Source organism: Lactobacillus sp. B3795, from assembly GCF_026535805.1.
GTDB classification, from domain to species: Bacteria; Bacillota; Bacilli; order Lactobacillales; family Lactobacillaceae; genus Apilactobacillus; species Apilactobacillus kunkeei_C.
On sequence record NZ_JAFNPE010000001.1, the window covers coordinates 237,535 to 251,740 of the forward strand.

Sequence of the window (14,206 nt, forward strand, 5' to 3'; positions counted from 1 at the left end):
CCGTACATAAAGGGGAAATTTCCCTGAAAGATTGTGAGGATAAAAAAATATGGTTAAGTTTTTAGCAAAGCGAATTTTCTACTTGTTATTAACGTTATTCATTGTTGTCACTGTGACATTCTTCTTAATGAAGTTAATGCCAGGGACTCCATTGACTAACGAAGCTAAGCTTTCTCCAGCCGAACGTTACATGGTGTTAAAACAATACGGCTTGGATAAACCAGTTTGGCAACAATACATTAGTTACCTAGTAAACGCCGTTCAAGGTAACTTTGGAACATCATTCCAATTCAGTGATCAACCAGTTTCATACCTAATCTCAAGTCGTATGGGACCATCACTTCTATTGGGTGCTCAAGCAATGGTTGTCGGTGTTATCGCCGGTATCATTGTTGGTGCTGTCGGGGCAATCAAGAAGAGCACATGGGTTGATACTTCAACTACTATCATCTCAATTCTAGGAATTTCAATTCCTTCATTTGTCTTCTCAGTATTACTACAATACGTAATTGCTTTGAAGTGGGGATTACTACCAATCGCCGGTTGGAGCGGATTTGCATACACAATCCTTCCAACATTAGCATTGGCAGCAATGCCATTAGCCGAATCAGCACGTTTCGTACGTACTGAAATGGTTGACGTTTTAAGTTCAGACTACATTGAACTAGCAAGAGCCAAGGGTCTAAGCAAGTTCGGTATCATCTACCACCATGCTTTAAGAAATAGTTTAATCCCATTGGTAACAATCATCGGTCCATTGGCCGTAAACATCATGACTGGATCACTAGTTGTTGAAAACATTTTCGCAATTCCAGGTATTGGTGAACAATTCGTTAACTCAGTGTTAACAAACGATTACCCAACAATCATGGGACTTACAGTTATGTATTGTTTCCTATTATGTGTTGTATTATTAATCACCGACATCGTATACGGAATAATCGATCCAAGAATCAGAGTAGCAGGGGGAAGAGAATAAAATGGCAGATAAAGCAAAACAACTACCAAAAGACGCCTTTGAACCATTATCAGATGGTGCACATTTAGATAATGAAAAAATCGCGGCTCCTTCTCTTACTTTTGTGAAGGATTCATGGCGTCGTCTAAAGAAAAACAAAGCGGCAATGATTTCACTATACATTTTGATTTTCTTATTTGTCGTATCATTTGGATCAGCATTGATTCCTGCATTCAGCAGCATTTCAACTCATCCAAACTTAAACAACTTACCACCACGTATTCCTGGAATTGACATTCCTGGATTTAACGGAACTTTAGTGCAAGGTGGAGCACGTGTAAACGCCTATACAGGTGCTGCTGCTAACCATTACTTCTGGTTAGGTAGTGACTACTTAGGTCGTGACTTGTTCGCAAGAACATTATTCGGTACTAGAATTTCACTATTAATTGCCGTTGTCGCAACTTTCTTCGATTTAACTATCGGGGTTGCCTACGGAATTGTTTCAGGTTGGATTGGTGGAAAGGTTGATACTTTCATGCAACGTATCATCGAAATCCTACTATCAATTCCTAACCTAGTTGTTATGATTCTTCTACTATTGGTATTAAAACCAGGTATTCCTGCAATCATCATTGCGATTGCATTTACTAGTTGGATCAACATGGCTCGTTTAGTTCGTGCGCAAACACTTGAACTAAAGAGTCAAGAATTCGTGCTAGCTGCACGTTCACTGGGTGAAAGTTCATTTAAGATTGCTTTCAAGCACTTATTACCAAACTTAACTTCAGTGATTATCATTAATACTATGTTCACTATTCCAAGTGCTATCTTCTTCGAAGCATTCCTATCATTTATCGGAATTGGGGTTCCAGCTCCAGCTGCTTCATTAGGTACTTTGATTAGTAACGGTCAAAAGTCATTCCAATTCTTACCATATCAAATGTGGGTTCCAGCAGTCGTTCTTTCATTATTAATGATTGCATTCAACATTTTAGGTGATGGTCTAAGAGATGCATTTGACCCTAAATCAAGAGAGTAGGTGACAAGAATGGAAAACAAGGAAAACATCCTAGAAGTTAGAAATTTATCAATTAATTTCAAAACTTACGCGGGTACTGTTCAAGCCATTCGTGACATTAGTTTTGATTTAAAGAAGGGTGAAACCCTAGCAATCGTTGGGGAATCAGGTTCTGGTAAATCAGTAACTACTCGAAGCATTATGGGTTTGAACGCAACCAACGCTGATGTTGTCGACGGAAGCATCGAATTCGATGGCCAAGACATTTTAAAACTAGACGAAAAAGAATTAAGTAAATTACGTGGTAGCAAGATTGCTGAAATCTTCCAAGATCCAATGACTTCATTGGACCCAACTATGAAGATTGGTCGCCAAGTTGCTGAACCACTAATGATTCACCAAGGTTTATCCAAAGAAAAAGCAATGGCTAAAGCCTTGGAAATGTTAAAACTTGTAGGTATTACTAATGCCGAAGAACGAATCAATGACTATCCATATCAATTCTCTGGTGGGATGAGACAAAGAATCGTGATTGCGATTGCGTTAGTAAACTACCCAGAAATCTTAATCGCTGATGAACCAACCACTGCGTTGGACGTTACCATCCAAGCTAAGATTCTGGAATTAATGAAGGAATTACAAACCAAGATTAACACTTCAATCATCTTCATTACCCATGATTTAGGGGTAGTTGCAGGTATGGCTGATCGTGTTGCAGTTATGTATGCTGGTAAAATCGTTGAATACGGAACTGTTGATGAAATCTTCTACAATCCAAAACACCCATACACTTGGGGACTATTAGGCTCAATGCCTACTTTGGATACCAACGAAGATGTATTACCATCAATCCCAGGTACTCCTCCAGACCTATTGGAACCACCAGTAGGGGATGCATTTGCTGCTAGAAATAAGTATGCATTAAAGATTGACACAATTGAACAACCACCATTCTTTAAGGTTTCTGACACTCACTACGCAGCAACATGGTTGTTAGATGATAGAGCTCCTAAGGTGACTCCACCAGCTGACATCGTAAAGCGTCAAGAACACTTTAAAAAGACTAAACAAGGATAGGTGGTGACAATATGTTAGATAAAGATGCACCAAAAATTTTAGAAGTAAAAAACTTAAAACAATACTTTAACGTTGGTCGTAAAGACGAAGTTAGAGCTGTTGATGATATTACCTTCAATGTCCATGAAGGGGAAACCTTCGGACTAGTTGGTGAATCTGGCTCCGGAAAGACAACCACAGGTCGTGCAATTAGTCATTTGTATGAACCAACAGGTGGCGAAATCATCTTTGAAGGTAAAGATGTTTCAAAACTAAAGACTAAAAAAGATGAAAAAGAATTCAGAAGTGATATCCAAACCATCTTCCAAGATCCTTACGCATCATTAAACCCTCGTATGAAGGTTAAAGACATTATTGCCGAAGGTATCGACATTAACCACTTAGCCAAAGACAAGGCTGACCGTGATGCTCAAGTTGAAGAATTATTGGAAACTGTTGGTTTGAACAAAGAACATGCCAACAGATATCCTCATGAATTCTCTGGTGGACAACGTCAAAGAATTGGGATTGCCCGTGCCTTAGCTGTTAAACCTAAGTTCATCATCGCCGATGAACCTATCTCAGCATTGGACGTGTCAATCCAAGCTCAAGTAGTTAACCTACTTAAGGACTTACAAAAGAAACGTAAGCTAACATACTTATTTATTGCCCATGATTTATCAATGGTTAAATACATTAGTGACCGTATTGGTGTTATGCACTATGGTCGTATGTTAGAAATCGCTGATGCCGATGAACTATATGCTCATCCATTACACGATTACACCAGAAGTTTACTTTCAGCTGTTCCGGTACCGGACCCTGAATTTGAAAGACAACGTGAGATCGTAGATTACGATGCAAGTGTTGAAAGTGACGGAAAGCAACGTAAGTTAGTTGAAATTGCTCCTAACCATTATGTTCGTGCTGCCGATGACGAAATTCAAATGTACAAGGATCGCTTAAACAGCTAAAAAAATAACCGTTACTTTATTAAGTAACGGTTATTTTTACGTTGATTAGACGTTTTCACTCAAGTTGTTGTAGTATTCAACGCTGATTTCACTGGCGTCAGCATTTGATACTAGTTTTGAAACACTTCCGTTTTCGATTGGTTCGGAAACGTCGATGGTGTCATCCTTGAATTGGTCAACAGCCCATCTGATGATGGTACCGTGAGCAGCAATCATGATGTTGTCACCGTCGTTAGCGTTTTGAATGACTTTCTTTAAGCCGGGGATGAAACGATTCAATAAGTCTTGATTGTTTTCAGCATCACCGTATGGATCGTGGGCAGCAATTAAATCGGCTGTACCACCCATACCAAGTTTGCTAATCATCTTGGCGTAATTGTCCATGCCGTCTGGTCCACCAATTTGGTGCCATGCAGCTTCACTATCGTTTCCTTCAAAGTAACCAAAGTTTTCTTCACGGAAAGCTTTATCTGCAATAGGTTCTTCAATATCTGAGGGATTTTGTTGCAATACATATTTTCCAGTATCAAAAGCACGAGGCATATCACTGGAATATGCATGATTGAATGTAATTGAGCTTAATCTTTTTCCGGCATCAATGGCATCGGCAATTCCCTTTTCAGTAAGAGGGGCGTTGGCGATACCTTGAATACGGTTGTATTTATTTAAATAAGTTTGTCCATGACGAACAAGATAAATGTTAATCATCAGAAAAAACCTCCTGACATATTTGTATGCCTACATTTTATCATATATGGCAGGGGTAGAGAAAAGATTAGGTTAAGTCTGGGATGACTTTTCTTTCTATCATATATGTGCTAAAATTAATAACCAAATTTTAAGATAGGAGCGTAGCTCAAATGTCTGAATCAATTAAAGAACAAGAACAAAAACACTTAAATGATGTTTTAGCCAAGGTTGAAGTTGCCAAAGCTGAAGCCGTTAAGAAAATTAATCGTGCCGAAAAAGATGAACACGATATCAATAAAAACTTCTATAATGATGTGCGTTTGAAGACCAGTACCTATTCTGGAATGATGGAAACATCAGTCTCCATTCGTCAACAACAACAAATGCTAGAAGAACGTGAAAATAGTTGGAAACATGCAACTAAGGAATACGACAAGCTTGCTAAGATGCAAGAACGTCCTTACTTTGCTCGTCTAGATTTCGAAGAAGAAGGCGAACACAAGGCAGAAACTATTTATATCGGTTTAGGTTCTTTTGCCGATAGCCCAGATCACTACTTGATTTATGACTGGCGTGCTCCAATTTCGAGTATCTACTACGATAGCAAAATTGGTAAATTGACATACCACACACCAATGGGGGAACAAACCGTAAACGTGACTTTGAAACGTCAATTCCAAATCAAGGATGGCAAGATTGAAACCATCTTTGATACCGACCAAGTGGTTGGTGATCAAATGCTATTGGATAACCTAAATGGTAAATCCAATACCAAGATGAAGAGTATCGTTACTACCATCCAAAGAGAACAAAACAAGATTATCAGAGATACCAAGTCAGACTTGTTATTCGTACAAGGGGCTGCCGGTTCTGGTAAGACCGCTGCGGTATTGCAACGTGTTGCTTTCCTATTGTACCAATACAGAGGAAAACTAAGCTCAGCGCAAGTCGTATTGTTCTCACCTAACCAATTGTTCAACGATTACATCAACCAAGTGTTGCCTGAATTAGGTGAACAAAACATGGTGCAAATGACTTACTATCAATACAGTAGTTTGCGTGTACCTAAGTTTAAGGTGGAAACTCTTTCAGAACGTTTCGAAGAAGATAATTCAGAAGATAAGAACCTAAGAAATATCAACAACTTAAAGAACAGTCTTGAATTCTTCAAGGCTGAAACTGCCTACACTAACCACTTGAACAGTGAAGACATGAAGTTCAAGAACTTGAAGTTCCAAGGCGATATCTTTATCTCAAAGGAACAAATTGCAGAAATATATTACAGTTTCAATGAAAACTACAATCTTAGAAACCGTCTAGACGCTACTAAAGAACGTTTGATTAAGATTTTGAACCGTCGTGTTAAAGTTGAAATGAAGAAGCCTTGGGTAGAACAAGCGGTCCAAGACTTGAGTAGAGAACAAATTCAAGCCGTGCAAAACGCCCATCCAGACGAATTCGAAAACGCTGATAAGGAATTCGACTTCCTAGCAAGACACATCGTTATCGGTGCCTTCAAGCGTATTCGAAAACAAATCGTCCACGGTCGTTTCCTAGGGGTTAACAACCAACTAGTGCACTTCCTAAGAAACGTGCCAAACCTAATCGACTTATCCAAGTACGACCTAACCAAGGAAGACTGGACCAAGTCAGTTGATGCCTCAATCAACCAAATGAAGAACGGTCACATCTCAATGTCAGATGTTTCAGTATACCTATACCTATTCGATCGTATCTCAGGTAAACGTCCAAAGACCGACATCAAGTACCTATTCATTGATGAAGTCCAAGACTACACCGCATTCCAAATGGCATTTATGAAGTTCACCTTCCCACGTGCTCGTTTCACACTACTAGGGGACTTGAACCAAGCTATCTTCACTCATGAAAATAGTCATACTTTGCTATCAGAACTATCAACCATGTTTGATCCTGAAAAGACTAACGTCGTGCAACTTACTAAGTCATACCGTTCAACTGAACAAATCACTGACTTTACTAAGCACATTCTAGAAGGCGGTAGCCAAATCGAATCATTCGCGCGTGTCGGTGATAAACCGGTCATGCAAGTGGTTGAAAATAGGGATGCTGCTCTGGATAAGTTAGTCGCTAGAATTGATAATGATAAGGAAAAACACGATACAACAGCCATTATTGTCAAAACTTTGGCTGATGCGAAGTTATTATCCGAACAATTAGACAACAGAAACGTAAAAAATACGCTTATACAGACCGAGAACCAACGTTTGACTACTGGAACCCTAGTAATACCTGCTTACCTTGCTAAAGGGCTAGAATTTGACTCTGTGGTCATGTTTGACGCAGATGACAAACATTTTGGTGACGAAGCAGACCGTCAATTGGTTTACACAATCTGTACTCGTGCTATGCACGAACTAACAATTATCGCTGAAGGAAAGCCAACTCACTTGTTTGATGTTGTGCCTAACGATTTATATGATTTACAATAATCGCAATTAGTAACAAATAAAAGCGCCTATCCATAGGGATTAGGCGCTTTTTTGTCGTTTCTAAGATGTTCGGTGGTATTATGGACGTACTACTTTTATTTGAACGGAGGCGTAAAATTGTCAGATCCTATCAATTACTACGCATTTAAGAAAGACGAGTGGAAGGACTTATACAAGTTACGCTCGATTCCCGTTACTAACGACGGGCTAAAACAAATCAAGGCCTTTAACGATGAGATTTCGATTCAAGACGTGCGCGACGTCTACATTCCCATCGTTCATTTGTTGGACCTATGTACCCAAAACTTCAACCAATGGCAAAAGACCAAGACCGCCTTTTTGGATAAGCAAGATAGAAAGGTGCCATTTATCATCGGGATTTCCGGAAGTGTGGCCGTTGGTAAGTCAACTACCGCCAGACTGTTGGAAGTACTACTATCAAGATACTTTGAAGACAAGAAAATCCAATTAATCACTACCGATGGATTTTTGTACAATTCCGCTGAATTAAAGCGTCGTGGCATCATGGACAGAAAAGGATTTCCAGAAAGTTACGACATGAAGTCATTAATTAACTTCTTAAACGAGGTCAAGTCAGGTAAGCATAACGTCAAAGCACCGGTCTACTCACACGACGTCTACGACATCATTCCAGACAAGTTTGATATCATCGATCAACCGGACGTCTTGATTATCGAAGGAATTAACACGTTACAACTACCAAGTAACCAACAAATCTACGTTTCTGACTTTACCGACTTCTCAATCTACATCGACGCCGATGATGACTTGATTGAACAATGGTACATCGAACGTTTCGAAGAGCTAATGGATACCGCATTCCAAAATCCATCTAACTACTACTACGAAATGGCTCACACCAATCGTAAGAAGGCCATCGAGACCGCCAAGGATGTTTGGCAACAAATTAATTTACCTAATTTACTGGAAAATATTAAGCCTACCAAGACTAGGGCGGACCTAATTATTCACAAAACGGACAACCATCGTATCGATAAAATTTTGCTTAGAAAGTACTAGATTTAATTTGACGCCATTCATTTTTCTATGTATGATAAATACAATTTAATGATTGGAGAGTGAATGGTTTGGCTGAAATGGATTTATCATCGTTTGATAAAATCTTGGTGCTTGACTTCGGAAGTCAATACAATCAATTAATCACACGTCGTATTCGTGATTTTGGTGTATATTCTGAACTAAAGCCCCATGATATGACCATCGACGAAATCAAGGCTTTTAACCCTAAAGGGATTATCTTCTCTGGGGGTCCTAACAGTGTGTATGCAGAAGATGCATTAACTGTTGATCCTAAAATTTTCGAAATGAATATTCCAATTCTAGGTATTTGTTATGGTATGCAACTAATGGCATATAACCTAGGTGGAGGACAAGTTGATGGAGAAGACCATGGACAATATGGTCACGCTGACATCGACATTACCTCTGATAATGCGGAACTATTCAAAGATTTGCCTAAGGAAGAACCAGTTTGGATGAGTCATGGAGACCTTGTTCGTAAGGTTCCAGATGGCTTTGAAAATGTGGCAACTGCTGAAGGTTGCCCAATCACTGCAATGCAAGATACCGCTAGAAAGTTCTATGGAATTCAATTCCATGCGGAAGTTAGAAATACCAAGTACGGTACTGACATCCTAAAGAACTTCGTGTTTAACGTTTGTGGCGCAGAAGCTAACTGGTCAATGAATGACTTTATTGACTTACAAATCAAGCAAATCAGAGAAGAAGTTGGCGACAAGAAGGTTATCTTAGGTCTATCCGGTGGGGTAGATTCAAGTGTAACCGGTGTGTTATTGAATAAGGCCATTGGTGATCAACTAACTTGTATCTTTGTTGACCACGGTCTACTTCGTAAGAACGAAGTGAAGGAAGTAATGGATAGTCTAGAAGGTAAGTTTGGTCTAAACATCATCCAAGTTGATGCAAGCAAACGTTTCTTAGACAAGTTATCCGGTGTTACTGATCCTGAACAAAAGAGAAAGATTATCGGTAATGAATTTATCGAAGTCTTCAATGAAGAAGCTTTGAAACTTAAGGATGTTGATTTCTTGGCTCAAGGTACTCTATACACTGACGTTATTGAAAGTGGTACTAACACTGCTGAAACTATCAAGTCTCACCATAACGTTGGTGGTCTACCAGAAGACTTACAATTTAAACTAATCGAACCAGTTCGTTCATTATTTAAGGACGAAACTAGACGCTTGGGTGAAGAAATGGGTATGCCAGACTACTTAGTATGGCGTCAACCATTCCCAGGTCCTGGTCTAGGGATTCGTGTTATCGGTGAAGTTACTGAAGACAAGCTAGAAATTGTTAGAAATAGTGACTACATCCTACGTCGCGAAATTGCCGCTGCTGGATTAGATAAGGATATTTGGCAATACTTCACCATTCTACCTGGTTTTAGAAGTGTTGGTGTGATGGGTGACGGTCGTACTTACGACTACACAATCGCTATCCGTGCCGTTAATTCCATTGATGGAATGACTGCTGATTTCGCTAAGATTCCTTGGGATGTCTTATCAGAAATCTCAACTAAGATCACAAATGAAGTAGAAGGGGTAAACCGTGTAGTATACGATATTACTAGTAAGCCACCTTCGACAATTGAATGGGAATAATAAGTTCCTAAATAAAAAGAGCTCAACAATTGCTGTTGAGCTCTTTTTGTATATATGTGTTTTGCTTTGTTAAGAAAAGCTTAATACTCTTATTGTTTTCTTATTTTTATCTTTTTAATGGTATTATTTATAAGTGATTAAATTAATACATATGTTTTATATCTGGGGGGGAGATATTAATATGAACAAAACATTAATGACTACAATGGCAGCGGGTGCCTTATTCGGTGCTGGTGTTGTCGCCACACAAAATACTCAAGCACATGCTGATGCTAATAGTGATATTCAATCAGCACAAAAAAAGGTCAACGCTGCAAAAGCAAAGGTCGACAATTTAAGTAAGGGGACAAAAGTTACTGAAGTAAAACATGATCTACCATCTGTATTACAACAGCAACTAACCGATGCACAAAACAAAGTTAACAACGCACAACATACATTAGATGCAGGTAATGGAGACATGCAGTATTACCAAAACCAAAAAGTCATCTTGCAAAAGAAACTGGATGATGCAACAACCAAAGCAAATGCTGTTGGTGATAATGACCCATCTTTCAAACAAGTATGGACAGACTTTTATAGTGTACAATATGACGTGCAAGACAACGATGCTCAAATCCAAAACGCAACAGGATGGCTTAAGGCATATGCGACTGAACTACAAATAGCTAAGAATCAACTAAAGGCTGTTCAAGACAAGGCAAAAAAATATGGTGCTAAGACTGTAACTGTCAAGAAAGTAGACCAAGCAGCCTTAGCTGCTGCTAAGAAAGACTACCAAGATGCTGTTAAGGAATTAAAAGATGCCAAAGCAGGTAAAGCTAATTGGAAGATTCCAGCTACCAGTGGTCATAACAAGTACACAAGAAAGACTGCTAAGAAGGTTGTTAAAAAAGCTAATCAATTATTCAAGATTGATGTAAAGGCTAATAAAGTATATTCATACAAGACCATTGCGCTAAACAAAGCTGGCCGTAAATTGGAAAAGAAGGGAACTAAACTACCAGTTTACAAGATTGTGAAGAAGGATCATAAAGAGTTTTACCTAATCAAAGGTAACCGCGTAATTACAGCCAACAAGCACGACGTTATGAAAATTAAATAAACACAAAAAAAGAGCTCAACGATTGTTGTTGAGCTCTTTTTTATTTACTTTCTTGTTTGTCCGTCACCATTAATAACGTATTTATATGAAGTTAATGCTTCTAGCCCCATTGGACCTCTGGCGTGGAGTTTTTGAGTTGAGATACCGATTTCGGCACCGAAACCAAATTCGAAACCATCGGTGAAACGAGATGAGGCGTTGACGTAAACGCAAGCAGCATCAACTTGTTGTTGGAATGAAACTCCGGCAGCGTAGTCGTTAGAAACGATTACTTCAGAGTGGTGAGTTCCGTGTTCATTGATGTGATCAATGGCTGCTTGTCTGGAATCAACCACCTTAATGGAGATGATTAATGCATTGTATTCAGTGTCCCAGTCATCTGTGGTGGCAGGAATAACGTCGTTTACGATTGCGCGAGTGGCTTCGTCACCACGGACTTCAACACCGCGTTCGCGTAAATCACTGATGATGTCTGGTAGGTAGTCATCAGCGACATCCTTATTAATTAATACCTTTTCGGTGGCATTACATACGGAAGGTCGTTGCACCTTGCCGTTGATGATGATGTTTCGTGCCATTTGTTTGTCGGCATCCTTATCAACGTAGATGTGGCAGTTACCAGCACCGGTTTCAATCACTGGTACGGTTGCATTGCTTAATACGGTTTGGATTAAGCGGGCGCTTCCGCGGGGGATTAGGACATCGACGTAGTCGTTTAGTTCCATGAATGATTGAGCAAGTTCATGCGATGGATCATCGATGACTTGAATCATGTTTTCATCTAAGTCGTTTTGCTTTAAAACATCACGTAGGATATCGGCCAAGACGACGTTAGAGTTGATTGATTCTTTCCCACCACGGAGGATGACGGCGTTACCGGATTTGAAACAAAGACCAGCGGCATCGATTGTGACGTTTGGTCTGGCTTCATAAATAATACCGACGACACCAAGTGGGACACGTTGTTTGACGATTCTAAGGCCGTCTTCAGTTTCCCATCCGCCATCAATCTTAGCGGTAGGATCAGCTAGTCCGACCAGTTGTATTAGGCCGTTGGCCATGTCAGAGATGCGTTTTTTATCTAGTTTTAAACGGTCGATGAACTTGGCTTCGATTTGAGGATTTTGTAAATCCTTTTGGTTGGCAGCAATAATTTCATCGGTCTTATCAACAATTGCCTTGGCGAATTGCTTTAAGATGTCGTTCTTAGTAGTAGTAGATAGGCCAGCTGATTGGAAACTGGCTTTTTTAGCGTTTTTGCCTAATTGAATTAATTCTTGCTTATTCATTTGTACGACCCTCCATAGCTTCGGCACCAAAGTAGGTACCAACGGGGCGACCAGAAATGAAGTCGTTGATGATTGCTGGGTCATCACCATTTAGAATTGCCATCTTACGGTGGTTATCTAAGATGATTTTGGCGGCGTTTAGTTTGGTTTGCATACCACCGGTTCCGTATTGTGAACCGTGGCCACCGGCAACTTGCATCAAGTCATCGCTAATTTCAGGTACCCATGATAGTAGTTTTGCGTTCGGATTGTCCTTCGGGTTGGCATCGAACAATCCATCGATGTCGGATAGGATGATTAGTAGGTCAGCATCGACAAAGTTAGTCACGATGGCTGCTAATTGGTCGTTTTCACCGAAGCTAGTTTGGTGATTGAATTCGTCGACTGAGACGGCATCGTTTTCGTTGATGATGGGGATGACCTTATCATCTAAAAGGGTGTTAATGGTTTTAAGTACATTTTCACTGCTCTTAGGATAGTCAACCACGTCACGTGTTAATAGTAGTTGCGCCACGGTTTGGTCTGATTCCTTGAAACTATCGGAGTATAAATCCATTAGTTCACTTTGACCGATGGCGGACAAAGCTTGTAGTTTTCCAATGTCGGTAGGACGCGTCTTTAATCCAATGGTGTTCATACCGACACCAACGGCACCGGAAGTAACCAAAATCACCTCATGGCCGTTTTGATTTAATTGACTCAACACGGATGATAACGTGTGAATTGTTTTCATATTAATACTGTTATCAGAATTGATGATGGAGCTGGTCCCAATTTTGACAACGATTCGTTTATATTTACTTGTCATATTCATGATCTCCTGTTCTTTAAAACTAGTTTACTTTAATTTGAAAAAAGTAACAATATGTAAATTAAAATTGCATTAGAGATAGATTAGATGTATTGTAATCCTTAATATAAATTAAGGGGGCTAATTATGGCAGGCAAGGGAAAGTTAATTGGGCTTTTATTGGTAATTGTAGGTAGCATTTCATGGGGGGCTTCCGGAACACTCGCTGACTACATGTTTTTAACACAACATGTACCTGTACTTTGGGTCGTCGGTATTAGAATGATTCTAGCTGGAATTCTACTATTATTGTTATACAAGTTTACCGTTGGTGGCTCCATTTTTACGATTTGGCATAGCAAGAGCCAAGCGCTCTTATTAATTAGCTTTGCGATTTTTGGGATGTTGATGTCACAAGTTTGCTACCTATCAGCAGTCAGGTACGGGAACGCAGCGACCGCAACCGTCCTACAATTTACTGCCCCTGTCTTTATTATCCTCTATTATTCAATTTCGAGGCAAAAATTGCCTATCAGATTAGATGTTATTTCAATTATTTTAGCCGCAGCTGGTACATATTTACTAGCGACAAAAGGTGATTTTGGATCATTAACCATTTCTAAGTTGGGATTATTCTTTGGAATCGCTGCTGGAATTGCGGGTGCAAACTGTACGCTGATTCCAATCAAACTCTTAAATAAATACGATCCAAGATTAGTCTGTGGATGGGCGATGTTACTTGGTAGCTTACCGATTCAACCAATTGTCGTTATCGACACACCACACATAAACATCAATCCAACATTAATATTTGAATTGATTTTCATTACAATCGTAGGAACCATGGTCGCATACTTATTCTACGTTGCGAGTCTAAACTATTTAGAACCTGCGGTGACCGGAACCTTAAGTTCATTTGAACCGCTAACTGCTGCGATTTTATCCGTATCATTTCTGCATCTAAAGTTGACCTTTGTCGAATTAATCGGTGGGGCATTAATTTTAATGATGGCATTTGTTCAAGCGTTACCACAGAAAAATAAATTAGAATAAAAATTTTAAAAAATGATAGAGCCCTTATGAATAGTGATATCTTTCACAATCTTAGAGTTAAATGATAAAAATGTCATTAAAAATTTATTATTTTCCGCTTTATTATCGGACAATAAGGTGTTACATTATATGT

Annotated in this window: 12 protein-coding genes; 9 read left to right on the plus strand and 3 right to left on the minus strand. The window is 39.4% G+C overall.

The window, feature by feature from the left end:
- Positions 1-49: 49 nt before the first annotated feature.
- From opp3b to J3U50_RS01145, 4 genes are read left to right on the plus strand one after another with little or no spacing between them, the layout of a single operon-like run.
- Positions 50-979, plus strand: a complete 930-nt coding sequence (gene opp3b, locus J3U50_RS01130; protein ID WP_053791964.1) for an oligopeptide ABC transporter permease — start codon at positions 50-52, stop codon at positions 977-979.
- Position 980: 1 nt separating this feature from the next.
- Complete coding sequence (locus tag J3U50_RS01135) at positions 981-2,000, plus strand: ABC transporter permease (protein ID WP_301945411.1); 1,020 nt, start codon at positions 981-983, stop codon at positions 1,998-2,000.
- 9 nt (positions 2,001-2,009) lie between these two features.
- Complete coding sequence (locus J3U50_RS01140) at positions 2,010-3,056, plus strand: ABC transporter ATP-binding protein (RefSeq protein WP_053791963.1); 1,047 nt, start codon at positions 2,010-2,012, stop codon at positions 3,054-3,056.
- 11 nt (positions 3,057-3,067) lie between these two features.
- On the plus strand, positions 3,068-4,009 hold the full coding sequence (locus tag J3U50_RS01145; protein WP_034531457.1) for an ABC transporter ATP-binding protein: 942 nt from the start codon (positions 3,068-3,070) through the stop codon (positions 4,007-4,009).
- 45 nt (positions 4,010-4,054) lie between these two features.
- Here the strand turns inward: J3U50_RS01145 and J3U50_RS01150 are convergent, their stop codons facing one another.
- On the minus strand, positions 4,055-4,717 hold the full coding sequence (locus J3U50_RS01150) for a histidine phosphatase family protein (protein WP_308438157.1): 663 nt from the start codon (positions 4,715-4,717) through the stop codon (positions 4,055-4,057).
- Positions 4,718-4,869: 152 nt separating this feature from the next.
- Between J3U50_RS01150 and helD the strand changes: the two genes are divergently transcribed.
- From helD to J3U50_RS01170, 4 genes are all read left to right on the plus strand, one after another.
- Positions 4,870-7,170, plus strand: a complete 2,301-nt coding sequence (gene helD / locus J3U50_RS01155) for an RNA polymerase recycling motor HelD (RefSeq protein WP_301945412.1) — start codon at positions 4,870-4,872, stop codon at positions 7,168-7,170.
- Positions 7,171-7,287: 117 nt separating this feature from the next.
- On the plus strand, positions 7,288-8,211 hold the full coding sequence (coaA, locus tag J3U50_RS01160; RefSeq protein ID WP_301945413.1) for a type I pantothenate kinase: 924 nt from the start codon (positions 7,288-7,290) through the stop codon (positions 8,209-8,211).
- Positions 8,212-8,279: 68 nt separating this feature from the next.
- A complete protein-coding gene (guaA, locus tag J3U50_RS01165; protein ID WP_272946487.1) occupies positions 8,280-9,836 on the plus strand; it encodes a glutamine-hydrolyzing GMP synthase in 1,557 nt (518 codons plus the stop codon).
- 181 nt (positions 9,837-10,017) lie between these two features.
- Positions 10,018-10,941, plus strand: coding sequence for a hypothetical protein (locus J3U50_RS01170; protein ID WP_301945414.1), 924 nt, complete (start codon positions 10,018-10,020; stop codon positions 10,939-10,941).
- A gap of 44 nt (positions 10,942-10,985) precedes the next feature.
- On the opposite strand, the gene J3U50_RS01175 is transcribed toward J3U50_RS01170, so the two are convergent.
- Together J3U50_RS01175 and proB are read right to left on the minus strand one after the other, a co-directional pair.
- The gene (locus tag J3U50_RS01175) at positions 10,986-12,230 is read right to left on the minus strand and encodes a glutamate-5-semialdehyde dehydrogenase (RefSeq protein ID WP_301945415.1); all 1,245 of its coding nucleotides are present in this window, start codon (positions 12,228-12,230) and stop codon (positions 10,986-10,988) included.
- Positions 12,223-13,038, minus strand: a complete 816-nt coding sequence (proB, locus tag J3U50_RS01180) for a glutamate 5-kinase (protein WP_301945416.1) — start codon at positions 13,036-13,038, stop codon at positions 12,223-12,225. Before proB ends, J3U50_RS01175 begins: the two co-directional genes overlap by 8 nt.
- Positions 13,039-13,167: 129 nt before the next feature.
- Here proB and J3U50_RS01185 point away from each other — a divergent pair, with 129 nt between their 5' ends.
- Entirely contained in the window at positions 13,168-14,073 is a 906-nt protein-coding gene (locus J3U50_RS01185) for a DMT family transporter (protein WP_301945417.1), read from the plus strand.
- Positions 14,074-14,206 lie beyond the last annotated feature (133 nt).